This is a genomic window from Chryseolinea sp. T2 (assembly GCF_037203685.1).
Lineage (GTDB): Bacteria > Bacteroidota > Bacteroidia > Cytophagales > Cyclobacteriaceae > Chryseolinea.
In genome coordinates this window covers 343,172-369,323 of sequence record NZ_JBBCAU010000006.1, presented here as the reverse complement: position 1 = coordinate 369,323, position 26,152 = coordinate 343,172, and the positions used below count along the sequence as shown (strand labels likewise).

Below are 26,152 nucleotides of genomic sequence, written 5' to 3'. Positions count from 1 at the left end.
ACAGTTTAATCGTTATCAGAAGCGCCAATGCTGATCCGGTTGGGAATGGAAGATGGTGAAAAATAGGGAGGAGGAAAAGCTGCTGTGTCTGACAACTACTACTTTTTAAAGTTATCTTGAAGAACCACCGATGAAAAGACTGCTCCCATTACTATTCGTACTTTTTGCGTTCAGTTCTTCTCCTTTATCAACGGCCCGTCTCCCCGGAAAACAATGGCTTCAATATCAAACTCCAGAAGACGCGGGATTCTCATCACAAAAACTTGAGAAAGCGCACAAGCTTGCCAATGAGTACCATTCAGCGAATGTGCTTATCGTTTACAAGGGAGCGATCGTGCAGTCATGGGGTGATGCGAGCCGGCGATTTCGGATGCATTCAGCAAGGAAAGCAACGCAGTCGGCACTGATCGGGATCTATGCTTCAAAAGGGATGATCGATATCAATAAATCTATCGGTGAATACGGTATCGACGAGGTAACGCCACTTACCGACGTCGAGAAGAAAGCCACCGTGAAACAACTGATGACCGGCTACTCTGGCATCTATCTTCCCTCTGTCGCCAGCGGCGGCAACGGGGGACCTAAGCGCGGAGCTTATCAGCCCGGTGAACACTGGTACTACAACAACTGGAACTACAATGCCTTGAATACGGTGTTCGAGCAACAAACGCATGTGAAGCTCACCGATGCATTTGGTGAGCACATCGCCTTGCCCACGGGAATGGAGGATTTTGTTCCGCATGATGCGTGGTACAACTATGAGAAGATATCGCTGCATCCGGTATATCACATGAATATGTCGTCGCGCGACATGGCGCGATTCGGACTGATGTATATGAATGGTGGGCGATGGGGGGATCAGCAAATCGTGCCCGAACAATGGGTTATGGAAAGTCTTACCCGATGCAGCCCAAAGTCGGTCAGCTATGGTATGGGTTACGCGTGGTCAATGCCTCCCGAAAAAGCATTCAACCAAAGGTGCTACACAGCGGAGGGAATGGGCGGGCACATGTTGTTATTGTTGCCCGACAGCGACATGATCATCGTCCATCGCGCAAACACGTATGTTGAACCCTGGGTCGCTGTCGACTGGACAGCGATCAAAAGGATTGTGAAAGAGATTCTCGCTGCGAGAACAGAAGTAAAAACAACCATTGACGAATCCAAACTGATCGCGTACGTACCCGATCGTAAACACTGGCCCGCATTGATTGCCGACGATCCATCGAAAACAAAACGCTTCGAAAAACATTACGATAATGACGGTGATCCGGTAACGATCCTCAGGGAAGAGGATGGACAACTTGTTGTGAAAATCCCGTACCTGGGAGGCTTCAATCTGTATTCAACCAGCGACAGTACTTTTTTCGTTGAAGGGAAAGAGGAGAAAATCTATTTCGAGTATAACAATAAGAGGGAGCCGGTGAAAGCAATATTCCCGTGATCAAACCACCTCACTGCAGAGCCGCTGAGTTGTGAACAAAACATAATTACCGCTGTTCCATGGCGTCAATACTATCGTTGATTCGCTGTGTTTGTAAAAGTGAGTGAAAGGTTGTCCATCATTACGAAATACCCCGTCGGTCGCGATCCAGATATTGTCGTCGTTATCCTGACGATTTGAATACTACTTAAGTCCCGCGTACCACGCACTTCTTAACGGTGTTTCACCGTGAAGTATGTTTTTAATGACGTCTTACTGCACCTTTAGCAGAGTAAAACCAAAGCCTATTTGATCACCAATTTTTCTATAACATCCAATGATATTGTGCATCGTGAGGCCTACTGTACTATCTTCACAACATAATCATTAAAGCCATACTTTGGTCGTAAAGGATTTGGTAAGTTCGGCATCTTAGATCTGTTAAAATTTTCCGCAGCCATGTTGAGGTTGACAAGTATTCTCTTGCTATATCTGGCAGGTATGGCGGTCGTCCAGGCGCAGGACACAGCACGGAATAAGAAGGAGCGTAAAAAGTCAAAAAAAGAGGCACCGGAAAAAGGGACGATCTACTTTTCGCCTGTTCCTGTGATCGGAGCCAACCCAGCTTTTGGCTTCATCTACGGCGCGGGGGCGTCTGTCAGTTGGTTTATGGGTGAACCGGCGACCACGAAAATTTCCAACGGATTGCTCGGTGTGGCCTTTACGACTAAAAGTCAAACGATCATCACCGCCAAATCTACAGTCTATGGGTGCTGACAACGACTACATACTGTTGGGTGACTGGCGGTATTTAAATTCCAGTCAGCCCACGTGGGGGCTAGGCACAGGGCCACAATCAGCACGGCTGGCTGACAATAATTTTGGTTTTGACGATGGTAGCATTGATGGCAACTCTGAAGCGGATATGCTGGAGTTTCAGTTTTTTAGGTTTTATGAAACCTATTTGAGAAAGGTTGGGAATAAGGGATTTTACGCGGGAGTGGGTTTGCATATTGACCTGTTCAACAACTTTAACGACCAGTTGCTAGATCTGGACGCTGATCCTCCGGTGATTACACCCTTCTATGCTTATAATGAAAAATATGGTTTTGATCAGAACAAAAGCACGCTGGTAGGCCTATCGTTGAATGGAGTTCTCGACACCCGAGATAATGTCAACAACCCATACACTGGCCGCTACGCCATGGCCAATTTTAAAATCAATCCAGAGTTCTTGGGGAGCGAGAAGAGTTCTACACAACTATGGCTGGAGTATCGTGATTATTTCAACTTTACGCCTGATCACAGGAACATTCTCGCACTGTGGACCTATGCGAACCTGACTGTAAGTGGAGATCTGCCTTACATGAACGTTCCGGCCATTGGCTGGGATCAATATTCGAAGTCGGGAGAGCCTTACGCACAAGGAAGATTCAGAGGGCAGAACCTGATTTTTGGCGGTGTCGAGTTTCGCAAGCATCTCCTGGCGACTAAAAAGAATCCCAGCTTTTTTGGGGCAGTGGTGTTTGCAAATGCCACGACCGCGAGTGGCAAAGGGAACGGCATTGATCTTTTTGAGTATATAGAGCCAGGCTACGGTCTGGGATTAAGGGTGAACATCAGTCAAAAGGCGCGCACCAACATTGGCATTGACTACGGTTGGGGCAACTATCAGACTACCGGTTTCTTCCTTAGATTAAACGAAAACTTTTAGCCTAATGATTCAATCAATCAGAATTCTCTTCATTGTTACCTGCATGATCTTTGGCCTGTTCAGTTGCAATAAACCTGAAAGGAAAAGTGAGAGTGTTCAGGCTACAGCAGTTGATAAACTACCGTACGATGATGCACCATTTGGAGGAAAGATCGAACGATCCTATAAGGAATCGGAAATGGAATGGCCCCGGTTGCCTTCACCCCCTGCAGGCGCCCCAAATGTGATTGTCATTTTGCTGGATGATGTAGGGTTCGGTATGACCGGAACGTTCGGAGGTTCTGTACCAACGCCTCGTCTCGATGGTCTCGCCCAACAGGGAATTTCATATAACCGTTTTCACACCACTGCAATATGTGGTCCATCACGAGCGGCATTGCTTACCGGACGAAATCATCATGTCTCGGGAAACGGTTTCCTTGCGGAGTGGGCGACGGGATTTCCCAGCTACAATACGATGATGAAGAAGAGCACCGCCACCATAGGCGCAGTATTAAAAGACAATGGTGTGAATACGTCGTGGTTTGGAAAGAATCATAATACACCCGACTGGGAGACATCGCCGGTCGGACCCTTTGATCGTTGGCCAACCGGGATGGGTTTCAATTATTTCTATGGTTTCAATGCTGGTGAGACCAATCAATATTATCCCATATTGTTCGAGAACACGAGACCTGTTGAACCTGCGAAAACGCCAGAGGAAGGTTATCACTTCATGACCGATATGACAGACAGGGCAATCAGCTATTTGGAATTGCAAAAATCTATTGCACCTGATAAACCTGTGTTTATGTATTTTGCTCCAGGAGCTGCGCATGCCCCGCATCAACCCCCAAAGGAATGGAGGGATAAGTTTAAAGGTAAGTTTGATCACGGCTGGGATAAGGAGCGTGAGATTGTTTTTGAGCGGCAGAAGAAGATGGGGATTATTCCAGCGGAAGCGGTATTACCAGCCCGCAATCCAAACGTTCCGCTTTGGGATACGTGCAGCGTGGAGTCTAAAAAGTTTTATGCGTTGCTGTACGAGAACTTTGCCGGGTACCTGGCATTTGCTGATCATGAAGTCGGCCGTCTGCTGGACGCTATAAAGGAACTTCCTGACGCTGATAATACATTAGTGCTGTATATAGTTGGCGACAATGGGGCAAGTTCAGAGGGTGGGCTTGATGGTACCGTGAATGAAATTAAATCGTTGAGTGGAATTCCAAGTACAATGAAGGAGAATTTGGCGCGTGCCAGTGAGATCGGTGGTCCGAAGAGCGAACCACATTTTCCGATCGGTTGGGCATTTGCCGCCAACACGCCGTTCCCCTGGGTAAAACAAGTGGCGTCTCATTTTGGGGGGTCGAGAAATCCGATGGTGGTATCGTGGCCAAAGGTCATTAAACATGATGGTGTTATGCGATCACAATTCCTGCATCTTATTGATGTGGTGCCTACCATTCTTGATGTGATGCAGATCAAGATGCCAGAGTACGTTGATGGTGTAAAGCAGATTCCGTTGCAAGGCAAATCATTCCGTGCCACGTTCACGGATCCAAAGGCCCCCGAAATACGAACCACTCAATACTTTGAAGTATTTGCCAATCGTGCGATATACAACAATGGTTGGGTTGCTGCCCATCAGCACACTCTGCCCTGGCGTCAGGACGTGGCACCGGGTTTTGAAAATGAAAAATGGGAGCTGTACAACATAGATAAAGATTTTTGTGAGGCGACCGATGTCGCCGCACAAAATCCTGAAAAGCTGAAAGAGTTGCAGGCTCTGTGGGAGGAAGAAGCAAAGAAGTACGATGTGTTTCCTCTCGACGACCGTGGTGCGGCTCGCCTCGTTGTTCCCAAGCCGTCGCCGCTGGGTGACAGAACGAAGTTTTCATTTTACGAGGGGGCTACACGCATCCCTGAGACAGCTGCACCCAATACAAAAAATCGTTCGTGGAGTATGGAAGCAATTGTGACCACTGACAAAAAGCACAAAGATGGGGTGATCAATGCGATGGGTGGAATTAGTGCCGGTTATGTATTGTATGTCAGGAACGGCATCCCAACATTTGTGTACAATTACTTTGAAACAGAGGTTACGACTATTAAATCAAGAAAACCTTTACCCGACAAGCAGGCCTCAGTAAAATTAGATTTCAAATACGATGGTGGAGGAGTAGGTAAGGGCGGCACATTTACTTTGTATATCAACAACGAAAAGGTGGGAGAGGGTAAAGTTAGTAAAACGGTCGCGGGCAGGTTTGGCCTTGATACGTTCGGTGTTGGTGAAGATGATGGATCTCCGGTGACGCATAGCTATCGAACGCCGTTTAAGTTCCAGGGATCAATCGAAGAATTGAATATAGAATTGGGATCTATTGGGAAATAGTTTATAGCGAGTTGAGGATGAGCGATTGATGTTTTTGCTATTATCTGTATCTGGGGCAGGCGTTTGCTTACTCCTTCAACATGTTTAGTTTTAGAGAAGTGAACCTGACTGATATTCAGATGCATTGTGCTCTACTCGAATGGCATTGCGATAGAAGCCTGCCGTGAAAAAAATATCCTCACGGTGCTAATCGCAAGTTGTTCAAAGAATCACGCAGCATGTCGGGCATCGTGAAAGCGTTCTACAAAGGGCAGCCCGCGGCTGATATTGTTGTTACTGTTTCAGGTCCCTCAGGCTGGAACAAGAGCTTCAAGACCGACCTACACAACTAACCGCCATTTCTACTCTTGCCCTCACTCTGCTTCCTCCACATGGGTTTCTGTTTGAGAATCGTCTTATGCACGGCGCAGCTTTCGGAGTGAGCGCCGCGCAGGTAGCCAATGCTCATTAAAAACTCATTGACGATTTCTCCTCCGGTAAATCGAAGCGTCTTCTTAAACAACCTGACCCACTCGTCTTTGGTTTTCGGATGATGATGCTCCAGCCATTTTTCGAATGAACCATACTCCTTCTGCAGACGGAGAATTGTTCCTGCATTTTCGATGGCCGCATTTATCTTCAGGCGGTTTCGAATTATGCCCGGGTTTCCAAGAAGCCTTTCACGGTCTGATTCTGTGTACGCAGCAACTTTCTTAATGTTGAAGTTGCTGTAGGCTTTCCTGAATGAGGCTTCTTTCTTCAGGATGGTTTCCCAGCTTAGACCGGCCTGGTTGATCTCCATAATCAAGCGACCGAACAGCTCATTGTCGTCGTGAATTGGGAAACCGTAGTGATTATCATGGTAATTTTTATGAAGGGCCTGACGTTCACCAGACATGCTTTCAATAGCGGAACAATAACTCATAGGACTAATTCAGGGATTGTTTGTACTCGACAGGGGTGAGCTTTGTTTTCTTTTTAAAGAGCTTGTTGAATGACTGTGAATGTTCGAAGCCCAGCTGATAGGCAATTTCAGAAACCGACAACGGTGTGGCCGCCAGATACTCTTTTGCCTTCTCAATAAGTTTCTCATGGATATGCTGTTGAGCATTCTGCCCTGTGAGTGAACGAAGCATATCACTTAGGTAGCGGGGAGAGACGCTGAGTTCGCCAGCAAGGTACTCCACAGTAGGCAGGCCGTTGTTAAGGCTTTCCTGTTTGTCGAAATAGCTATTCAGCAGGTTCTCCATCCTGATCAACAGATCATGGTTCACAGTTTTTCGGGTGATGAATTGTCGTTTGTAATAACGGCTGCTGTAATTGAGTAATACCTCGATATGTGATACTACGACATCATGGCTGAACTCATCAATCGGTGTATTTAATTCATCCCGGATATTTTCAAATACCGATGTGAGCGTTTGTCGTTCCTTGTCTGATATGAACAGTCCTTCGTTTGCAGAATACAAGAAGAAACCATAATTTTTTATTTTCGATGCAAGCCCTGCCTGGCGAATAAAGTCGGGATGAAAGAGCAGCGTATAGCCCGAGTAATCGATTCCGTCTTCAGCGCTGGAGATGATCTGATGGGGCGAGTAGAAACACAATCCGCCCTCACTGAAGTCATAATATCCCTGACCATAGCGGATCTTCCCCGTAAAGTTGAACTTGTAGGATATTTTGTAAAAGTTCAGCAACAACAACTTTGGTATTTCATCATCAGGAAGTTTTATATCGGCATAGTTTATCAGGCTCACCAGCGGATGCAAAGGTCTGGGTAAGCCCAATGCCTTGTGCAGCTCGGAGATGGAATCAAATTTCAGCGGTGTGGTGCGGTTAGTGATTTTCATCTAAAGTGACTTTCCGATGTTACAAATTTATCAAAATGACCGTGCATTAATCTTCAGAAGCCTGTTTTCTAGAACGTCTCCCAATTGTCAGGATCGGTCATGAACTGACTAGTCTTTCAGTGTCTCTGCCAGTTCTATAAGATTTCCATCCAGGTCGGCAAAGAAGGCAAGCCTTTTGCCGATTGCTGGTAAATCGAACGGCTCTCCTACAACCGTTACGTTTCGTTTTTTTAGTTCCGTGAGTGTTTCAACTACGCTGCCTACGTTCAGGCAGAAGTGATGATAGCCCTCGGGATGCAGGCTTTCATTCAGATCGGTAAATTTTGGTCTAGGGGTAGGGTTGTCTCCTGCCAGGAGCTCGATCCAGAAATTGTCGTCATTGGGCGGTGCCAGGTAGGCAAGTTTCAGATCTCCAAAGGGCCACTCGTGTACCACCCTGAAATCGAGCTTTTCTACATACCATTTTTTGCTTGCATCAAAATTGGGAACGCGTAATGCTACGTGCGCCCCTTTGATGCTGTTGAATGTGCTCGAAGTGTTCCTTGGAGGAATGTTGATGATTGTGCTCATATACTTGATGTTTTGATAACACAAAGTTGAGCAGGCAATCAGCGTTGGGTGTGTCTATATTGAGTTAGGTTGTAGCCAAAACGACAGTGATCCTATCGTCGAGATGCTCTTTGGTCTCGACTTCTGCAGGCAAATTCCTTGGTTATCCTATTGGCACTCACTTTCGTATGGCACAAGTATAACCGCGTTTGCTGTTGTATTCGACGCTAAGATAGTCCCGGGTGCTAATCAGGCAGGTAAATTCTTTTTACATTTCATTAACATGCTTTTACGAGTCTTTAAAAAAAAACGCGCCGTCGAACTGTAGTTTGGCTGGTGATTTTCAGAATTGAAATGCTGTTCATCAAGTAAGAAAGTGTATTCATCAAACAAAGAGGTACCAGGATGAAATGCGCAAGTGTGATAGCGCTGACGATGTTGGGTTTAAGCACAAGCTGCGATGGTCAAAATAAAACAGGACTGGCAAAAGCTGACAAACCGGACGCCTACAACATGAACTGGAAGATTGGCGAATACCGACCGCCTAACGTGCACACGGAAACTTCGGCCGGAGGAATTACCATTCAAAACAGCTATCCGAAAGGCGATGCCTACGAGGATTCAAATGGAAAGAAGTATGGAGTTGCCGTGTTTTGGAGCCGTGTAATCAATGAAACTTCCCGCCCTTTGGAATTTAAGATTAATTTTTCTGCTGATACCGTTGGCAATTTATCTTCACCTGATGTCTTTATAAAACTGTTCCTTCCAGCGGATACTATGAGCCTTGATAAAACTTCATTGTATGGCTATGGTATCGATGATCTGAGAACTTTCTTAGATCATGATCTTAATAAGCCAACCGGATTCGAAAGGATTATTGAACCTGGAGGAGAGTGTCCTTTCTACGTGCTGGCAATCCGTGAACAGATTCCTAATGTAGGATCAGAAGGGCGCCGGCCCGGACTTCACCCGCCAAATGGGGGTGTTACCCGGACAGCACTGGTGTTAGAAGGAAAGGATCTCTTTTACAAAGTCAGCATTGGTCCCAACACCGCTCTGATTCCATGCGGACAGATTAATATCAGGAACTAGGTAGGAATCGGGTCTGTCTTGATAATTCCGGACATCTATCAGCTGGAGTTTATTATTTCAGTTCGACCACGACATTTTCAATTTTGCCTGGATATGCGAAAGGCAGTTTGTAAGTGAAGTCAACAGGTGAACCAATATCCATTCCGATATCGAGGCCTTCGCCCAGACTCATCTGGGCGGGGATAGTCTTTTCTAGTCTGCCACCGCCAATTTTCTTTCCGTTGTCCGTGATAGATACGGTACCGCCCTTACCCATTCCGTTGCCATCGTAAACAAAATCAACAACGAGAACATGTTTACCTTTTGCAAGCGCTGTAGTTGAAGCGAACGAAGGACGCTGGACACCAAGGAAGTTATATACGAAATTCACCTTGCTATCGCGGAGGTAAAGGCCGTATCCACCTTCCAGTCCTCCCTGCGTAACGATCATTCCACTTGCTTTGCCGTCGGGGACCTCGATGTGGGCCGTGATCGTCCATGACTTATTGAGCATAGGAGGAGAAGCCTGATCGGGAAGCCCAATCGTGCCGGGATAATACGTCAATGTTTTTCGGCCGCGTGTAAGGCTCGGCCGTCCCATAGCCTCTGAGTTAAATCGCTCAGTGCCTCTCCAATCCAGCGGTAGCACGTTGTATTTGGCAGCTTCGACCCACCAAAGATCCTCCAACTGACGAAGTTTCTCTGGATTTTGCGCAGCCAGGTCTACCGCCTGGGAGAAGTCATCATCAATCTTATATAACTCCCATTTTTGTTTATCGGGATCAAAGCTTGGACGAACAGGATTCCAGGGTTCGAAAGATGGCGCAGAGGCCATCCAGCCGTGGTCATATATGCCGCGGTTGACACCAAGCTCAAAGTACTGTACTTCGTGACGGCCTTTTGCATTGGTGCTGTCTTTCGAAAATGTATACGCAAAGCTTGTTCCTTCGATAGGCTTCTGTTGTACACCATTGAGTGAAACAGGTGGTGTTATTCCGCACACTTCGTAAAGCGTCGGTACGATGTCGATGACATGCATAAACTGACTTCTCAATCCACCCTTGTCTTTTATTTTTGCCGGCCACTCTATGAACATCGGGTTGCGGGTACCCCCGAAGTGACTCGCCACCTGTTTTGTCCATTGAAACGGAGTATTCATGGCATGCGCCCACGCACTAGGAAAGTGATTAAAATGTTTGGGACCACCCAGCTCGTTGATCGCTTTTATGTTGTCCTGCCATTTTTCGGGATAGCCATTGAAGAACATGTTCTCGCTCAATGATCCTTCGAGCCCACCTTCAGCGCTCGACCCATTGTCACCAACGATGTAAATGATCATCGTGTTGTCGGCATCGGGAAGTTGTTTAACGGCATCGATGATGCGGCCCATCTCGTAGTCGCAATGTGCTCCATAAGCGGCAAAGACTTCCATCATATGAGCATACAATCTTTTCTGGTCAGCATTTAAATCATCCCATGCGGGCAAACCTTTGGATCGTACTGTCAATTTTGTATCAGCAGGAACAACTCCCAGTTTCTTCTGGCGCTCTAATGTTTCTTCGCGGTATTTATCCCATCCCTGATCAAATTTTCCTTTGAACTTGTTGATCCATGAAACAGGCGCGTGATGAGGAGCGTGCGTCGCACCGGGTGCTACGTACAGGAAGTATGGTTTATCCGGGGCAATACTTTTTGCTTGTCTCACCCAGGCGATAGCATGGTCGGCAATGTCAGTAGTGAGGTGATAGTTTGGATCTTTCGATGCAGGAACAAGGTCGCGATTCTCAAATAAGATCGGGTTCCAGTGGTTCATGTCTCCCGCATTGAAACCATAGAAATAATCGAATCCCAGTCCATTAGCCCACCGGTCAAAAGGACCGACTTTGCTTGTCTCCCAGGGTGGCGTGTTATGGTTCTTTCCAATCCAGGCAGTGGAGTACCCATTTTGACGGAGCACTTCGCCTACGGTCCCACAGCTTCGGGGTAAAATACAGGTGTATCCTTCGTAGCCAGTTGCTATCTCAGTAATACCGGCAAACGCAGCTGAGTGATGGTTTCGTCCGGTGATTAATGCTGCGCGTGTGGGTGAACACAGCGCGGTGGTGTGAAAGCGATTGAAGCGAAGTCCATTTGCTGCGAGCTTGTCAAGTGTCGGAGAGGGGATCCCGCCTCCGTAGGTGCTGAACTGACCGAAGCCGGCATCATCAATCAGGATGAGTACGATATTGGGTGCTCCCTTGGGAGCCTGCACCATTTGAGGAAATTGTGCCGGATCAGATTCAAGATAGGTCCTTCCAACATTCCCGGGAAAGTGAAAATCGGCGCGGGGTAAGACTTCGGGTGTTCCCTTTTGCTGCGCAGCGAGCCATGTGGTTTGAAGCTGTGCGAATACAATAAATAATAACAAGTGAGAGAGTTGTTTTTTCATAATGAAGCGTTGATAGCTTGTTAATGTTCGCGATGCTCAGGTGTTAATACAAAAGCGCAATCATAGTCTCCACAGTCACATGATTAAGCTGGATCAACTATGATTAAGATCGATTTACAAGGTGGCAATAATTTCAGTAACGTCACAATGTTTAACAGTGATTACCGGTGAAGTCATATCACATCGTCCGCTCCAACTGTGATTGATTAACGGCGTTAGTAACCCTAAACACGAAGTACTAGTAAGTGTACACTAACCACTCGTAACATAGCGTTGCGAAGGGCGAAGACCTTTACCTGCGGCGTGCTGAAATATATCCGCGTTTGCTGTTGTACTCGACAGGTACATATGGCAGTCGCTCTAAAGCGGTGATCACCTCAAACCCACTATTGGCAAGCAACTCAACCATGGTATCCAACTTCCAGAAGTACATGTCGACATCTACGTCGATGTCGCGGGCTTTATCGAAATGAACTACGCCTTCTCCGACATGAAAGGATAATAATAGTTCAGCCCCGCTTTTCAAGACACGACGAACTTCTTTGAGAGCTGTCGTTAGCTGATCGTGATCGAAGTTGACAATCGCATAAAATGCAATCGCCGACGAGAAGCATTCATCCTGGTGGGATAGTTCCAAAAGGTTTCCTGTTTCGAATGCTATGTCTGGGAAATACTTTTTCGCTGTATTAACCATTTCCGGAGAGATGTCGATGCCCACAATGTCAGTCATGCCATTGTCGTGCAGGAATTTGGTAGCGTGCCCGGGACCACATCCAAAGTCAGCGCATTTCCCTTTGCCAAGATTAATAGAAGCAAATTCACGCAAGAGAATGCGATCCAGAGGTTTCGCCGAAAGTTCATCAATCCTCGTGGCGGCATAACTTTCTGCCGTGGCGTTGTATGTCCTGATAATGTGCTCCTGATCTTTCATCTAGTCATCATTTTTCAGCACGAGTCTCATCGGTATCTTCCCAGACTTCAATCTTTCGAAAGCTGTTTCCATTTCCGAGAAAGACAATACTTCCACGATGGCACCAACGGCATGCTTAGCCGAAAAGGAAAGCATGCTGACCATATCCTTTCTGCTCCCGGTATAGTTACCGTAGACGGTGCGTTGTGCGTAGTCATATAACAAGCCGGCATTCAATGAAACGCCCGCCGGTGGCTGTGCAACAAAACAAAACTTTCCCTGAGGCTTGAGCAAGGGGAGGTATCGATTTAAATCGAGATTTGCGTTAATGGTTGATAGTATTAAGTCGAACTTCTTGTTCATAGAGGAAAAGAGGGTCTGGTTGGAGCTATCCAAGAATTTGCCCCCGAGGCTTTCAATCATCTCCCGCTTGCCGGCATTGTGAGAAAACGCCGATACCTCATGTCCCATCTTGTGAAGAAATTGTACGGCAAGATGCCCGAGTCCGCCGATGCCCAACACAGCGGTGGATGAATTCGCTGGAAGATCAGCGCGGACAATTGCTGAATAAACTGTGAGGCCGGAAGAAAGCAACGGCGCTGACAGTGCGGAGTCGAGCCTGGCCGGAAGCTTAAATGCAAAACGATGATCGACGATCATATGGTCCGCGAGACCACCATATTCATCTACTCCGACGACTTTCTGCTGAGGACAAAACTGTTCGTTTCCTCTTTTGCAGTATTCACATTCAAAGCACGCCTTGAGCTGATATCCGATGCCAATACGATCTCCGGCTTTTAGCCCCGATACATTTGCGCCAGCTCGTTCTACATGTCCTATTATCTCATGACCCGGAACCAGCGGATATTTGGAATCACCCCAGGCATTGTTCATCATTTGAACATCTCCCGTTGCAATAGCGCAGTGCGATATTTTGACCAGTACGTCGTTCCTGCCGGGACGTTTTTCATATGTGAATGGCTGCGGACTTTCACCGGGCCCTTTAACAGAATAAGCTTTGATCTTCATGAATGCAGATGGCTGTTATCGATACCAAATTACACTCAACCGTTTTATAATGACAGGTGTAACTGCGCCAATGTCAGGGATGATTGCGACTTTCAGACAGGAGGCAACTTCATAACGAGGGGCCTACTTCATGATTGCATCTATTACATCTTCCGGAGATACATGATTATTTACCCAGATGTCTTCCAGTGTTCTGGCATTGCCGATACGAATCCCTTTCTTTTGTAATGTTGATGTGGCTTCAGAATAGTCGACGCCCAGAACATTGAAAGAGTCCTTAATCGGGGCCTTAATTAGCTTTTCCATGATCACGATATCGATCGGAACATTAACTCGTTCCAGTGTAACGATCGAGATCGAAAGCCCGAGGACAATTATCAGCGCGGGAAAGAACACATTCTTTCCAAAGTGCGTCTTCAAAGCTGGCCAGTTCACCATAACATGGAAACCTGCGCAAGCCACAAATGAAATTCCAAGAAGCTCATGCACTACTTCTGTGTAGCCATCAAAGAAATGAAAGAACATTAAGATTCCCGTGGTGGCAACCACAACAAAGATCAGTGCGATGAGCGGGGTGATATACTTCCTGTTGAGTTTCATATTGTAAATCTTTAGGTTTAACAATACAAAGGTGAACCTCATCAGGATGGTTAACGATAACAATTGTTAAGAAATGAAACTACCGTCTGCTCCTTATTCTGCTTAAAGAAACGGCTGTAATTCCCAAGTAGGAAGCAATGTAGTGTTGTGGAACACGCTGAATGATCTCGGGATGTTGTTTGAGCAGATCTTCGTATCGCTTTTGAGGATTGTCTTTGAGATGCGAGAGAAGTGATTGCTGACATTGAATCAATCGTCTGAAGATATGACCATGAAGCTCCTGTTGCATTTCGGGGGAGCGTTCAACAAGCGATAGAAACTCCTTTTGAGAAACGCTTTGAATGACGCATGGTTCAATGCTTTCGATGGTCAACGGACTTGGTGTCTTTGTCATGAAGCTTTCAATTGAAGACACACCGTCGCCTTCGAAGAAGAACTGTGTGGTGATGTCTCTTCCGTTGTTGCTGACCCATGTTCTCAGGCAGCCCTTTTCGATGATGAAGAGATTCTTTGCCATTTTCCCTTCTTCAAGGAGAATGGTTCTTGCCGGAATGTCCCGTCGTTTAAAGAGATGACGGAGTTTTGTCCAGTCGGTTGATCTATTCCTGGTTCGACTCATTTGTTAACACCAGAATGCCTGTATTAAATAGCCGTTAGCAGCACACTTTTCGAAAAAGGATTGAAAGGACTTGAAGTCATCTTCAAGTGTTTCGTATAATGTTTCATAGGTAAGTTCAAACTCCACAGGCTCTTCGACCTGCTGATCGTCAGCTTCTTTTACAATGGCTATCGTCCTGATGGGTTCCTTCCTGTTCTTTTGTAAGACGTAGTCACAGTATCCGGCAAAGGCCCCATTTATGCTGAGAGGGTTACGAAACGGTTCACCGGTTTTCTTGTCTCTGATTAATATACGCGTATACAGTGGCGACTTGAATATGGTTGCGTAGTTCGCAAATGCTTTAGCGACAGTTGATGCCGGAAAGAAATAGGGGCGAGGTGTCCCTGTATAACACTCGTCATTCACATGTATTAGAAAGTCAAGGTCCTCTTTTGTGACACCCACATCTTTTATTTGATTAAGAAACTCATCAAAGTCATCGGGTTCCCCCAGGTTAACAGCGCGCTCCCAAAGGCCCGAAGGGATGCTTAATGCATCGTTAGTGATTTCTTTGCCGTAATCGATCAGTTCATCTACGTGTTCACTGTTTTTATTTTCGAAGGCCCGAAATCCAAATAGTACACTCATGCCAATGTGTTGTTAAGATCACTTTGTCTTTTCTGCTGTTCCAAAATCATAGAAGACTCTAAAGAGATTTCGGTCCGGATCAGCGATTGTAAACTCATAAAGCCCCCACTGCTTTGACTCCGGAGCTGAAATGATATTGGCCTGCTTTGCCTTCCAGCTACTGTACAATTCATTGACTTCTTCTTTGCTGTCAAGATTTAGCCAGACGAGCACCGGGTTTCCATTTTTATATTGCTGACGAAAGGGGCCATCGGTGAGAAATATTCTGCAATTTCCTTTGGAGATGCCGGCAATGCCACCCTCACTGCCACCCCAGTCGACGTTAAAGCCGAGGACATTCTTGTAATATGTGATGGCTCTTGTGATATCACTTACGGGTATTTCGGGGACGGCGGCAGGGAATTCCATATGGTCATTAGATGTCGACAAAAGATACAAAATCTGTACGTCCGAAGTTCTGCTATATTGAATGGATTGATGCAACTTTACGTCGTGATCTTATGTGTGTGTAATTTTTGATTGTGCCCGCACATCCTGATTGAGCATTAACAAACTCTGACTATGCCTGATTGGATTAACAAAGTCCTTGATAACGACGTCGCCGGGCGACTGACGGCCTTTGCCCATGCAGCAGAGATGAGAGGGGATTTGCATCCGCGGCAACTGGAACTCCTGCATGAACATCGCTGGTTCCGGATGTTTATTCCAAAGTCATTCGGCGGAATTGGCCTGACGCTTCCGGAAGTTGTCCGTTTGGAAGAAGCACTGGCATGGGCTGATGGAAGCACGGCCTGGGTAGCCACTTTATGCGGTGGCGCGGGATGGTTCATTGGATTCGTAGAGACAGCGATAGTAAAAGAATTCTTTACCGGTGATCGCGTTTGCATTGCCGGAAGCGGAAGCGCGACGGGTACCGCGGAGGTTGTAGCAGGCGGATACAGGATCAGCGGCTCGTGGCCGTTTGCATCGGGAGCGCTACACGCTACGGCATTCACTGCGAATTGTAAAGTTCACGAGAATGGGCATCCAAAGTTGGGCGCTGACGGCCGCGAAATAGTGCTGCCGTTTATATTCAAACCAGATGAAGTTGAGGTGAAGAGGACGTGGGGTGCGACCGGGATGATCGCCACGGCAAGTCATTCATTTTCGATTTCCGATATTACGGTACCGGTGGAGCGATGCTTCGAAATATCACCAGCTACGGCAAAGCTAAGCGACCCCGTTTACCAGTATCCGTTCCTTCAGCTTGCCGAGGCAACACTGGCCGCGAACATCAGTGGAATGACCGTAAGATTTCTCGAACTGATAGCTGATAATACATCGTATCCGAAGAACAGCCGTACCTGCAACGAGCTGAGTTCGGCGCATCAATCAACGGTGAATAAACTACGCGTGTTTTTCAGCGCTTCGGTTGATCAAACCTGGAAGCAGTTAATTGATTCCGGCAAGGTCGAGGAGGTCGCGCTTCGGCAGGTGAGTCAATATAGCTACGAACTGGTGCGTGCCTGTCGCGTATCGATCGATGTCCTTTATGCCCTGTGTAGTTTGGATTCCGGTTCACGTGAGGGAGAACTTAATCGTGTGTGGCGAAATATAGATACGGCGCTTAGCCACGCGCTGTTCAGGAAGCGGCTTGTTGCAGAGATGCCTTCACTATCGCTGGCTACGTCGCCGACGCCCAGGGCGTAAAGATCATTCATATCGTATCGCGCGCACCGGATTCGTCATCGCGGCGCGGGCAGTTCTCATCAGCACAATCAGCAGAGTCAACAACAGGACACCCACTACAGGTGCTGCAAACATCCAGGCCTGCAAAGTTATATGGTATGAGAATGCGTCCAGCCATCGGGTGATGAACCAGATGCTCAACGGCATCGCCACTGCACAGGAAAGCAGAAGCACAACAACGTAGTCTTTTGCAATGAGCGTGAGTATGTGAGTTGCACTTCCCCCAAGTACTTTACGGATGCCGATCTCCTTCGTTCGGCGTGCAACGGTCAATGCCACCAATCCGAATACACCGGTCATCACGATGACGATCATCAACGCTGAAGCGAGCGCTGCACCCCTGCGGAGTTTTAGCTCTGTCTTGTATTGTTGCTCTACCCGTTCGTCGGCGAAGATGGCCAGGAATGCATCGTCGGGGAATGCCTCTCTCCAGGTCTTCTCTATCTCCTGAACAGCTGTTGTCAGATTGCCTGGCCGAAGTTTCAATGAAAAGTAACGGAACACCTGGGCGTCGCGAACGTGAAGCAGCACCACGGGCTTCACGGGCTCGTGCAAAGATTCGAAGTTGAAGTCCTTCACAATTCCGACAACTGTAAACTCCTGATCACCGGCCTGGCTGAGTTTTATTTTGTCGCCAACCTTAACCGATAACGCGCGTTGTGTCGACTCGTTGATAACTGCTGATGAGGGAACGTGAGAACCTCCTGATTTATTGAAGTACGAGCCCTCGATTAATGTTAGTCCGTATACACCTGCGTAGTCTTCATCTGTAAAGGAAATGTAGGCATTTACGCCGTCTTCTTTCGCGTGGCCTGAGGCATAGGTGTTGTCTGAACCCATGTTAAACTGGATAGAGGGCGATCCCAATGACAGTGAGGCCGACTCTACCAAAGAATTATGTTTCAGAACTTCCTTTCCAACCAGTACCTTGTTCAATCCTTCTTCGTTCCACATTCGGGGCACGGATGAGATGAGCAGCACCTGAGATCGGTCATATCCAAGATCCTTTGACAAGAAATAATTGAATTGCAACGTCATCACTACTGCGCACGCAAGGATGAACAGCGAGATGACGAACTGTAAACCAATGAGAATTCGGGAAAGACTCACGGTACCCGAAACGGTTTTGAATTTTCCCTTTAGCGAGTCTACTACGTTGGTAGTTGCGAGATGGAACGCCGGGAATATTCCGGCGACAGTACCAACGGTGATTGAAAGTCCGATGATGATCAGCCAGTATGCCGAGGTGAAGTCGCGCACAGAGGGCACGTTGGTTTCCATCATCACACCGAATTCCTTATGCAGCAGTTCATAAAGAAATAGCCCGAGCACCGTGGATAAGAATGAATAGGTGAGAGACTCAGTCATGAACTGCGCAATAACCTGCTTCCGGATTCCGCCGATGGCCTTCCGGACTCCTACTTCCTTGATGCGTCCCAGTGATCCGCCCACAGTTATGTTGGTGAAGTTGGCAATCGCGAGTATGAGGATCAGGACGACTGCCCACGACAGAGAACTTAACAGCTTTTGTACCGAGCCATGGTTCGTGATGAGATAATAATCAGAGAGAGGTTTTAAAGCAATCTTACCCGACTCGTAAACTACGGGAGCACTTTCTTTCAGAATCGCATTCAGTTTTTCATTCACGTCATCGGCCGTCGCACCTTCACGAAGCTTAACATAGGTGATGATGGAAACTTGCCAGTTGGTATCGTCGGCGGCCAGGGAAAAGTCAGAACCGTTCGCTCTTGAAAGGAACACCTGCGCATTCATGTTCATGAGGTCTGTAACGGTGTTTTTCTTCTGCTGATCGGCTATCACTGCTGTGACCTGGTAGTTTTTCAGTCCCTGTCCTTCGCTGGCGATGAGAAGCGTTTCGCCAATAGCGTTGTCGTTGCCAAAGAACTGGGTGGCCACCTGCTGAGTTATGACGATGGAGTTTGGCTGGCTCAGTGGATTTTTGTCATTGCCGGAAATCACCTCCAGGCCAAATGTGCTGATGAGCGTAGAATCACCAACCATGCTTTGAATGCGGAAATGTTTGTCGTCGCGGGATATTGTGATGTTTCGATCCCAGAATCGATAGTAACCTTCGATCAGCTGAGGGTATTGATCGATTGCTTTGGGCATGAGTGGTATAGGCATGAAGAAATCGGGACCATCGTTATCCTGTGCGAGTTCCAGCAGGTAAAGGCGATCGACCGACTTCAGTGTTTGATTCACTTGCATCTCCGACCATGTGAAGCCGCCAATCAGGAGGGCGAACGTAATGCCCGCTGTCAGTCCAATGATGTTGATACTGGCGAAAAGTTTGTGCTTTCGCAGGTTGCGGAACATGAGGGTCAGGTAGTTCAGGAGCATAGAATAATTTGCAATTGATAATTTACAATTGATAATTGGTGGACGGCCCGTGGGGGCCGTCATAAACACTCTTGCTATTTCATAGAGGTTTTCGGTTCGTTGAGAACTCTAAGGAAAGTTACAATTCAGAGTTGAGAACTGAACTACCTGCTGATGCCTTTAACATTCCGTTAACCTGAAATAGAAAAGGGCATCCGGCGTTTTCGGGTGCGTTCAGAACTTACCCAAAGGCCGACGGTTAGAAAACGCGGCCAAATTTTTAAGGATTACTGTAACCAAACGCGAAATTGTGAGTTGCCCTCTGAAATCTATTCAACCGTTTACCGTTATGCTACGACACAACCTGCTGTTCATTCTTCGAAGCTTCAGACGCGACAAAAGCACGTTCATCATCAATCTCATCGGGCTTTCGACTGGTATTGCCTGCGCGTTCCTCATCTACCTTTGGGTGGATGACGAGCTAAGTATGGATAAGTTTCATGCGCGGGATCAGGAGTTGTTTCAGGTGATGGTCAATCGTCAGAATGCGGGCGAAATAATAACTCAGCCGCATGGTCCCGGTATGCTCGCGCAAGCACTGAAGGAAGAACTACCTGAGGTAGAATATGCGCTGTCTTCCACGCAGGCGTTCCGCAAGGAGAAAGACATCCTTTCATTCGACGATACGCACGTCAAGGTAATCGGTGATTACGTTGGCAGCGACTTCTTCAGAATGTTCTCCTTCAATCTTATAGAGGGAAACAAGGACCAGGTGCTATCCGATAACAGCTCGATCGCAATATCGAGGAGTACGGCTATCAAATTATTCGGCACACCCGATCACGTTTTAGGAAGGCAACTTCAATTGAATCACAACAAGGTGTTCCAGGTATCAGGTTTGTTCGAAGATGTCTCTGACAGGTCGACTTATAGATTCGATTACCTGTTGCCTTATGATGCGTTCGCAGCGGAGAATCAATGGATGCTTTCCTGGAACAATAATGCTCCCGGCAATTATGTAGTGCTGCGGAAAGGTACCGACCTGCAGGTCTTCAACGATAAGATCAGGAACTTTGTAAAGGGTAAACAGCGCGATTCGAACGTTACCCTCTTTGCCCGTCCTTTTTCTGATGGTTATTTGTATGACAAGTATCAAAACGGAGTATTGATAGGAGGAAGAATTGAATATATACGGCTCCTTTCTGCGGTAGCAATATTCGTTCTCCTGATTGCTTGTGTGAATTTCATGAACCTCTCGACGGCGAAAGTATCGAAAAGGGTTAAGGAGCTGGGAGTAAAGAAGATCATCGGTGCAGATCGCCTGACTATCGTCTTCCAATCCATCAGCGAGTCCGTTGTGATGGCAACGCTTGCTCTGGGCGCGGCGCTTATCCTGGTAGCGGGCTTGTTACCTCAGTTCAATATAATCACCGGGAAGAACCTTGTATTGAGTTTTAATCTGCGAAGCGCGTTATCTCTTTTAAGTCTTACATTATTCACCGGATTAATTTCCGGAAGTTATCCAGCCTGGTATTTATCCAGGTTTAATAGCGCGGCCGTAGTTAAGGGCAGCAAGTTCAGTAATACCAATGGACTTTGGATCAGAAAGGGATTGGTGGTTTTTCAGTTCTTTGCCTCTGTGATACTCATCGTTTCTGTAATCGTCGTGTATCAGCAGATCTCGTTCATACAGACTAAACATCTGGGCTACGAAAAGGATAATGTTATTACTTTTCAGAGAGAAGGAAGGTCCGTGGCAAATCTTGAGGAATTTCTCTCAGAGCTGAAAGTGGTGCCGGGTGTTATCAATGCGTCAAGTATGATGGAGAATTTCGTGGACGGTAAGACCAGCACCTACGAGGTCGACTGGGCGGGTAAAGACCCGAATGAAAAGATCGATTTTCAGTTCAGAGTTGTTGGCTTCGACCTTATCGAAACATTGAAAATCGATTTGTCGGAAGGGCGTACCTTTTCGAGCACGTTCAATGAGGATTCAACAGTGATTGTAAATGAAACTGCTGTCAAACTGATGGGGATGAAGGATCCGCTGCATCAGTCGGTGAGGTTGTTTGGCAAACAGCGCACGATCATTGGCGTGACAAAAGACTTTCAATTTGCATCGCTATACGAGGAAGTCAAGCCATTGTTCTTCATCGTCGATCGCGGGGCCACGTCTACGATCATGGCCAGGATACAGAGCGGAACTGAAGAACAAACTATTCGTAAGCTGAACGATTTTTATTCCACGGCTAACCCGGGCTATGCGTTCGATTTCAAATTTCTCGATGAAGACTATCAGGCTTTGTATCAGTCGGAGAAGCGAGTTACAATGCTGTCAAGATATTTTGCCGGCCTGGCTATGCTGATATCCTGTCTGGGATTGTCGGGACTGGTAGCGTTCACTGCCGATCAAAGGTTAAGGGAGATCGGTATCAGGAAGATCCTTGGTTCAAGTATTGTAGGTATAATCAAACTGCTTTCCGTAGATTTTACCAGGACGGTGATGGTGGCTATCATCCTTGCACTTCCTGTGAGCTATTTCATATCACGGCATTGGCTGAATGAGTTCAGGTACAGGATATCGCTGGAGTGGTGGTTCTTTGCAGGAACGGGTATGTTCTGTCTGCTTATCACCTGGATGATCATTGCAGTTCAAATGATAAAGGTTGCCAGAGTCAACCCTCTGAAATGTGTAAACACCGAACAGTAAGAGGGTCTAAAATTCATTAACCCGCTCGTTCATCATTGGCGTAAAAAAAGCCCCGCCAAAAAGCGGGGCTTAAAAATTATCAATTATCAATTGTCAATTAATCAAGTCCACCCTTCCTCGTCGCCTTCCTCAATTCCGGCCACTTGCCTGGCTGATTGGTGCGCGTGTTGAAAGGAAGAACGCTTCTCTCCGTTGATGTTTTGTTCGGATCTTCGCATGCCTGGTAAACCAGGATGGCCGCGAGTATTGCGTTGTTACGCACATCATCGAAGACGATCTTATCGTAAGTGTCGAGGTTCGTGTGCCAGGTGTACGTTCCGTATGCCCAGCTCAGTGAACTCAACGAGAAGCCAGGAGCGCCGGCAGCGACGAAGGAGGCAAAGTCGGAGCCACCGCCGCCTGGAGTGCCGGGGAATGTGGTAACGAGATCGGTCTTGTATTCATCGGGAACCTTAGACAGCCAGCGTGTGATGTAATCGTAGGCGTGAAGGTAGCCCTGGCCGGTGATGGTTGTTACCCTACCTGTACCGTTGTCCTGGTTGAAGAGGGCCTGAAGATTTGAAACGATCTCTGGATGGTCTTCAACGAACGCACGCGATCCGTTCAAGCCCTGTTCTTCGCTTCCCCAGTGACCAACGAGGATGGTTCTCTTTGGATTCGGATAGACGAGCTTGAGAATGCGCATCGCTTCCAGCATCACCAGTGTACCCGTACCGTTGTCTGTTGCGCCGGTTCCTCCATCCCATGAATCGAAGTGAGCCGACAGCATTACATATTCATTGGGCTTTACCGTGGATTTGATTTCAGCAAGCGTATTGTAGGTAGGTTGAATGCCCGTCTCCTTGCTATTGGCGGTTACACTGATCTTCGTAGGCTTTCCGGATTCAGTAAGGCGATAAAGCAAACCATAGTCTTCCATCTGTACGTCGATGGTAGGGATCTTCTTCGTTCTGGCACCAAAGATCTTGTCGGCACCAAAGGCTCGCGACCAATAGCTTGTTACGATACCGGCAGCGCCTGCTTTTTCCAACGCTAAGGGTAGGGTCTGAATCGTCTTGCCTGTTTTCTTAATGCGTGCGTTCCATGCTTCCGTTAGCTTATCGCGCTCGGATTTCATTTTGTCTACCGATTCCTTCTTGCCAAACTCTTCCCAGTTGTGATCGGGACGGCCTGTTGGCTGAAGCATGGAGATCATCACGAACTTGCCTTTAACCTGCGGCAGCCATTGTTGAAACGCGACTGAATCGGCAAGGTCAGGAAGAACGACTACATCACCTGTTACCGCTTTACCTTTTGTCGATGGACTCCACGCAAGTTGAGTACCGGCCAGCGACTTCACCCAGGGCGATAACATGTCGATGTGAGTAGTGCCGCGTTCCCATCCGCGCCATTCGCCCCACTTTTCATTTCGAGCAGGAATGTTCCAGCTCGTATATTTTTGAACAGCCCAGTCGTTGGCTTCCTTCATTTTTGGAGATCCGACGAGGCGTGGGCCGATGCCGTCCATCAGCTCATGGCCAAGTGTTTGGAGTTGAGAGTTTTCGGTTGCCTCTTTGATGATAGCAGCGACAATAGGGTCGACAGGAGCCTTCGGAGCGGGCTCCTCCATTGGCCGCTGAGCCCACGATGTGCCCACAGCCACAATAACCGCACAGACGGCCAAAGCGCCGGGGCGGAGAAAACGATAATTCATAGTACAAAATTCAGGTTAATGAAGGGCCAAGGTAGAAATTGTGGGTGGGGGGAGGGTTACCGGCCAAGGAAGAATTAAGAATTAAGAATTAAGAGTTAAGAATTGCAGGGCCGATCCCGGGGGGATCGGCGGTCATTGCGATCGAAGAGGATGCATCAATTTGCGTGTCGGATATTATGCGCATTCCTTATTGAATTCGTCGTCGACACGCCGTGCTTCTCATCTTCCGTTGCTACAGATCGAAGATCCCTCCGGGATCTGAATGCAATCCCTGCGAGATCTGAATAGCGTTCTATTTCTGCGCAGCAAACACCTTCTTCAAAAGATCCGTAGTGCGGGCGAGTGGGTTCTCGCGGATGTTCTTTTCTTCTTTGGCAATCATAACAAACAATCCTTCGATCGCTTTGTCAGTGGCGTAGTCGTCGAGGTTTGGGTTCACATCTTCTGTGAGCGGAATCTTATTGTAGGTATTCACGATGTCAGAGTAATAGCGCGTGGCATCTACTTTCTGAAGTGAACTGTTGATCACGGGCTTGAACTTTGCTTTCAGTAGTCCTGACGTTGTACGCTTGAGATATTGTGTGGCAGCGTCATCATTCCCTTTCAGAATACTCCATGCATCCTGAATGGTCATCTGCCGGATCGCCTCGATGAAGATAGGCTTCGCCTCTTTTGCTGCATCTTCGGCACCGCGGTTAAGGGTCATTACAAATTTATCAACCTGATTTCCTAATCCTATCTGGCGCAGTTTGTCTTCAACCTTCTGAACTTCGGGAGGGAAAGGGATCTTGATCTCGGGATTCTTAAAGTATCCATCCACTGCCGAAGCGAGATCGGAACCAGTTGAAATGCCTTTGATGAGTGCTTCCTTTAGTCCATCTGCAACTTCTGCAGTTGACAATGGGGTTTCTGTACCCATTGACTTATTGATGTCTCCTAAGGTCTGATTGATCTGTGCGCTTGTGCACGCTTGCCATACGGGGATGGCTGCAACTGTAAGTGTGGCTACGAAAAAAGTGTGAAATCCGATTTTAGCAATGCTCTTCATATTCTAGTCTCCAATTCTATTTCTCTTCAAATCCATTCTCTCAATTCCAAAGCAACTACTGCAGAACAATTTGTTGTTCGTCGTCTGTTTGCTGTAACAAATCTCAAACCAGATTAGCGGGCGAGCATGTCGCGATTGATTTCTGCGATGCTTTTGCATCCTGACAGCGCCATCGTGAGTTCGAATTCGGCTATTAGATTTCGAATAACATCTTCGACACCCTTCTGGCCACCGATAGCAAGTCCGTAAACATATGGTCGTCCGATGCAAACGGCTTTTGCACCTGCGGCGAGGGCCTTAAAGATATCGGAACCGCTTCGGATTCCGCTGTCGATTAACACGGGAATTCGGCCGTTCACCGCCTCTGCAATGGGGGGCAACGCGTCGAGGGTGGCAATGGACCCGTCTACCTGGCGGCCGCCGTGATTGGAGACGATTATGCCATCCATTCCGTAGTCGATGGCTTTGCGTGCATCATCGGGATGGAGGACGCCTTTGAGCAAGATCTTTAGCCTGGTTATTGATCGCAGATAAGTTAGATCGTCCCAGTTGATGGCGGGATTTGAATAGGTGGCGATGAACTTCCGAACGGCTTTTAACGGTAGGCCTGAACGCAGTTTTGAAAGGAAGCCACTGCCCGGAAAATGATTGACCACGCTAATCAGCGCCTGCAGCGAAGCGAGGTTAACATTTTGCGATTCGGGAATATCAGTTTCGGGATCCTTGAGACTTTCAATGAAGGTCGGGTCCGACGTATACTGTGCGATTCCTTTGCCTTCAAGAAAGGGAAGATATCCAAGGTTAATATCACGCGGACGCCAACCGAGCAGCGTCGTATCCAGCGTAACGGCGATGGCTGAACAGCCACTGGCCTCGGCACGTTTTACAAAGCTTGTCACCAACTCGCGCGACTTGCTCCAATAGAGTTGAAACCATCTGACGGCATCGCCCATTTCACGTGCGCAGACTTCCATGGGAACGGAGGCCTGGTTCGAAAACATCATAGGTACCTGTAACGCTTTGGCTGCACGCGCAACGGCAAGGTCGCATTCGGGATGAACCAATTCCAGTACGCCGATGGGCGCGAGAAAAAGGGGTGTCGGATACGTGCCTCCAAACATGCTGATCTCCAATGAGCGGGTGGAAACGTCACGAAGAACGCGAGGTACGATTTGTACGCGATCGAAGGCAGCCCGATTAGAGGCCATGGTTAGTTCAGCACCTGCTCCACCTGCGATGTAAGCCAGTGCCTCGGGTGTCATGCGCGTGCGAGCCGCAGCCTCAACAGAAGCAAAGTCAGCCTTTATAGCAGGGCGCCTGCCAGCAAGACCTTCGAGATAGATCCTGCGTTGCAAGTCTTGTGCGGAGAACTCCATATCGCGTGATACTAAATGTAATGCATAACAATGAAATTGGGCAAGTAATGATTGCCTTTTGTTGTAACAGCGTTACAGTTGAAATGA

General features: G+C 47.5%; 21 protein-coding genes. 7 read left to right on the top strand and 14 right to left on the bottom strand.

Annotation, left to right across the window (positions count from 1 at the left end; genetic code table 11):
* Positions 1–130 precede the first annotated feature (130 nt).
* The 4 genes from WBG78_RS20495 (at position 131) to WBG78_RS20480 (ending at position 5,508) form a co-directional block, all read left to right on the top strand.
* Complete coding sequence (locus WBG78_RS20495) at positions 131–1,444, top strand: serine hydrolase domain-containing protein (RefSeq protein ID WP_337328349.1); 1,314 nt, start codon at positions 131–133, stop codon at positions 1,442–1,444.
* A 438-nt stretch (positions 1,445–1,882) separates the two neighbouring features.
* Entirely contained in the window at positions 1,883–2,200 is a 318-nt protein-coding gene (locus WBG78_RS20490; RefSeq protein WP_337328348.1) for a hypothetical protein, read from the top strand.
* Positions 2,190–3,137 (top strand): BamA/TamA family outer membrane protein, encoded by a 948-nt coding sequence (locus tag WBG78_RS20485; RefSeq protein WP_337328347.1) that lies wholly within the window; start codon positions 2,190–2,192, stop codon positions 3,135–3,137. The genes WBG78_RS20490 and WBG78_RS20485 overlap by 11 nt, the downstream gene beginning before the upstream one ends.
* Positions 3,138–3,141: 4 nt before the next feature.
* On the top strand, positions 3,142–5,508 hold the full coding sequence (locus WBG78_RS20480; RefSeq protein ID WP_337328346.1) for an arylsulfatase: 2,367 nt from the start codon (positions 3,142–3,144) through the stop codon (positions 5,506–5,508).
* A gap of 328 nt (positions 5,509–5,836) precedes the next feature.
* On the opposite strand, the gene WBG78_RS20475 is transcribed toward WBG78_RS20480, so the two are convergent.
* From WBG78_RS20475 to WBG78_RS20465, 3 genes are all read right to left on the bottom strand, one after another.
* On the bottom strand, positions 5,837–6,412 hold the full coding sequence (locus WBG78_RS20475) for a DNA-3-methyladenine glycosylase I (RefSeq protein WP_337328345.1): 576 nt from the start codon (positions 6,410–6,412) through the stop codon (positions 5,837–5,839).
* 4 nt (positions 6,413–6,416) lie between these two features.
* Entirely contained in the window at positions 6,417–7,337 is a 921-nt protein-coding gene (locus WBG78_RS20470; RefSeq protein ID WP_337328344.1) for a helix-turn-helix domain-containing protein, read from the bottom strand.
* Positions 7,338–7,445: 108 nt separating this feature from the next.
* Positions 7,446–7,907 carry a VOC family protein gene (locus WBG78_RS20465; RefSeq protein WP_337328343.1) on the bottom strand — a complete coding sequence of 154 codons (462 nt, stop codon included), beginning with the start codon at positions 7,905–7,907 and terminating at the stop codon, positions 7,446–7,448.
* A 384-nt stretch (positions 7,908–8,291) separates the two neighbouring features.
* Between WBG78_RS20465 and WBG78_RS20460 the strand changes: the two genes are divergently transcribed.
* On the top strand, positions 8,292–8,978 hold the full coding sequence (locus WBG78_RS20460; protein WP_337328342.1) for a hypothetical protein: 687 nt from the start codon (positions 8,292–8,294) through the stop codon (positions 8,976–8,978).
* A gap of 52 nt (positions 8,979–9,030) precedes the next feature.
* On the opposite strand, the gene WBG78_RS20455 is transcribed toward WBG78_RS20460, so the two are convergent.
* From WBG78_RS20455 to WBG78_RS20425, 7 genes are all read right to left on the bottom strand, one after another.
* Positions 9,031–11,385, bottom strand: coding sequence for an arylsulfatase (locus tag WBG78_RS20455; RefSeq protein WP_337328341.1), 2,355 nt, complete (start codon positions 11,383–11,385; stop codon positions 9,031–9,033).
* A gap of 292 nt (positions 11,386–11,677) precedes the next feature.
* The gene (locus tag WBG78_RS20450) at positions 11,678–12,316 is read right to left on the bottom strand and encodes a class I SAM-dependent methyltransferase (RefSeq protein ID WP_337328340.1); all 639 of its coding nucleotides are present in this window, start codon (positions 12,314–12,316) and stop codon (positions 11,678–11,680) included.
* Positions 12,317–13,324 (bottom strand): NAD(P)-dependent alcohol dehydrogenase, encoded by a 1,008-nt coding sequence (locus WBG78_RS20445; protein WP_337328339.1) that lies wholly within the window; start codon positions 13,322–13,324, stop codon positions 12,317–12,319. It abuts the gene before it with no gap.
* A 123-nt stretch (positions 13,325–13,447) separates the two neighbouring features.
* Entirely contained in the window at positions 13,448–13,924 is a 477-nt protein-coding gene (locus tag WBG78_RS20440; protein ID WP_337328338.1) for a DUF4405 domain-containing protein, read from the bottom strand.
* Between the two features lie 79 nt (positions 13,925–14,003).
* On the bottom strand, positions 14,004–14,543 hold the full coding sequence (locus tag WBG78_RS20435; protein ID WP_337328337.1) for a Crp/Fnr family transcriptional regulator: 540 nt from the start codon (positions 14,541–14,543) through the stop codon (positions 14,004–14,006).
* A gap of 3 nt (positions 14,544–14,546) precedes the next feature.
* On the bottom strand, positions 14,547–15,170 hold the full coding sequence (locus WBG78_RS20430) for a hypothetical protein (RefSeq protein ID WP_337328336.1): 624 nt from the start codon (positions 15,168–15,170) through the stop codon (positions 14,547–14,549).
* A gap of 18 nt (positions 15,171–15,188) precedes the next feature.
* Entirely contained in the window at positions 15,189–15,578 is a 390-nt protein-coding gene (locus tag WBG78_RS20425; protein WP_337328335.1) for a VOC family protein, read from the bottom strand.
* 153 nt (positions 15,579–15,731) lie between these two features.
* Between WBG78_RS20425 and WBG78_RS20420 the strand changes: the two genes are divergently transcribed.
* On the top strand, positions 15,732–16,859 hold the full coding sequence (locus WBG78_RS20420) for an acyl-CoA dehydrogenase (RefSeq protein WP_337328334.1): 1,128 nt from the start codon (positions 15,732–15,734) through the stop codon (positions 16,857–16,859).
* Positions 16,860–16,862: 3 nt separating this feature from the next.
* On the opposite strand, the gene WBG78_RS20415 is transcribed toward WBG78_RS20420, so the two are convergent.
* Positions 16,863–19,259: an ABC transporter permease gene (locus WBG78_RS20415; RefSeq protein WP_337328333.1), complete on the bottom strand. Its 2,397-nt coding sequence runs from the start codon at positions 19,257–19,259 to the stop codon at positions 16,863–16,865.
* A gap of 328 nt (positions 19,260–19,587) precedes the next feature.
* Here WBG78_RS20415 and WBG78_RS20410 point away from each other — a divergent pair, with 328 nt between their 5' ends.
* Positions 19,588–21,948: an ABC transporter permease gene (locus WBG78_RS20410; RefSeq protein ID WP_337328332.1), complete on the top strand. Its 2,361-nt coding sequence runs from the start codon at positions 19,588–19,590 to the stop codon at positions 21,946–21,948.
* A 97-nt stretch (positions 21,949–22,045) separates the two neighbouring features.
* Here the strand turns inward: WBG78_RS20410 and WBG78_RS20405 are convergent, their stop codons facing one another.
* The 3 genes from WBG78_RS20405 to WBG78_RS20395 form a co-directional block, all read right to left on the bottom strand.
* A complete protein-coding gene (locus tag WBG78_RS20405) occupies positions 22,046–23,641 on the bottom strand; it encodes a M20/M25/M40 family metallo-hydrolase (RefSeq protein ID WP_337328331.1) in 1,596 nt (531 codons plus the stop codon).
* A gap of 292 nt (positions 23,642–23,933) precedes the next feature.
* Entirely contained in the window at positions 23,934–24,689 is a 756-nt protein-coding gene (locus WBG78_RS20400) for a DUF4197 domain-containing protein (protein ID WP_337328330.1), read from the bottom strand.
* A gap of 113 nt (positions 24,690–24,802) precedes the next feature.
* Entirely contained in the window at positions 24,803–26,065 is a 1,263-nt protein-coding gene (locus WBG78_RS20395; RefSeq protein ID WP_337328329.1) for a lactate 2-monooxygenase, read from the bottom strand.
* Between the last annotated feature and the right edge of the window lie 87 nt (positions 26,066–26,152).

Bases quoted from the DNA above. Each gene is read 5' to 3' on its own strand.
- WBG78_RS20495 (WP_337328349.1), top strand. From the start codon at position 131: ATGAAAAGACTGCTCCCATTACTATTCGTACTTTTTGCGTTCAGTTCT.
- WBG78_RS20490 (WP_337328348.1), top strand. From the start codon at position 1,883: ATGTTGAGGTTGACAAGTATTCTCTTGCTATATCTGGCAGGTATGGCG.
- WBG78_RS20485 (WP_337328347.1), top strand. From the start codon at position 2,190: ATGGGTGCTGACAACGACTACATACTGTTGGGTGACTGGCGGTATTTA.
- WBG78_RS20480 (WP_337328346.1), top strand. From the start codon at position 3,142: ATGATTCAATCAATCAGAATTCTCTTCATTGTTACCTGCATGATCTTT.
- WBG78_RS20475 (WP_337328345.1), bottom strand. From the start codon at position 6,412: ATGAGTTATTGTTCCGCTATTGAAAGCATGTCTGGTGAACGTCAGGCC.
- WBG78_RS20470 (WP_337328344.1), bottom strand. From the start codon at position 7,337: ATGAAAATCACTAACCGCACCACACCGCTGAAATTTGATTCCATCTCC.
- WBG78_RS20465 (WP_337328343.1), bottom strand. From the start codon at position 7,907: ATGAGCACAATCATCAACATTCCTCCAAGGAACACTTCGAGCACATTC.
- WBG78_RS20460 (WP_337328342.1), top strand. From the start codon at position 8,292: ATGAAATGCGCAAGTGTGATAGCGCTGACGATGTTGGGTTTAAGCACA.
- WBG78_RS20455 (WP_337328341.1), bottom strand. From the start codon at position 11,385: ATGAAAAAACAACTCTCTCACTTGTTATTATTTATTGTATTCGCACAG.
- WBG78_RS20450 (WP_337328340.1), bottom strand. From the start codon at position 12,316: ATGAAAGATCAGGAGCACATTATCAGGACATACAACGCCACGGCAGAA.
- WBG78_RS20445 (WP_337328339.1), bottom strand. From the start codon at position 13,324: ATGAAGATCAAAGCTTATTCTGTTAAAGGGCCCGGTGAAAGTCCGCAG.
- WBG78_RS20440 (WP_337328338.1), bottom strand. From the start codon at position 13,924: ATGAAACTCAACAGGAAGTATATCACCCCGCTCATCGCACTGATCTTT.
- WBG78_RS20435 (WP_337328337.1), bottom strand. From the start codon at position 14,543: ATGAGTCGAACCAGGAATAGATCAACCGACTGGACAAAACTCCGTCAT.
- WBG78_RS20430 (WP_337328336.1), bottom strand. From the start codon at position 15,170: ATGAGTGTACTATTTGGATTTCGGGCCTTCGAAAATAAAAACAGTGAA.
- WBG78_RS20425 (WP_337328335.1), bottom strand. From the start codon at position 15,578: ATGGAATTCCCTGCCGCCGTCCCCGAAATACCCGTAAGTGATATCACA.
- WBG78_RS20420 (WP_337328334.1), top strand. From the start codon at position 15,732: ATGCCTGATTGGATTAACAAAGTCCTTGATAACGACGTCGCCGGGCGA.
- WBG78_RS20415 (WP_337328333.1), bottom strand. From the start codon at position 19,259: ATGCTCCTGAACTACCTGACCCTCATGTTCCGCAACCTGCGAAAGCAC.
- WBG78_RS20410 (WP_337328332.1), top strand. From the start codon at position 19,588: ATGCTACGACACAACCTGCTGTTCATTCTTCGAAGCTTCAGACGCGAC.
- WBG78_RS20405 (WP_337328331.1), bottom strand. From the start codon at position 23,641: ATGAATTATCGTTTTCTCCGCCCCGGCGCTTTGGCCGTCTGTGCGGTT.
- WBG78_RS20400 (WP_337328330.1), bottom strand. From the start codon at position 24,689: ATGAAGAGCATTGCTAAAATCGGATTTCACACTTTTTTCGTAGCCACA.
- WBG78_RS20395 (WP_337328329.1), bottom strand. From the start codon at position 26,065: ATGGAGTTCTCCGCACAAGACTTGCAACGCAGGATCTATCTCGAAGGT.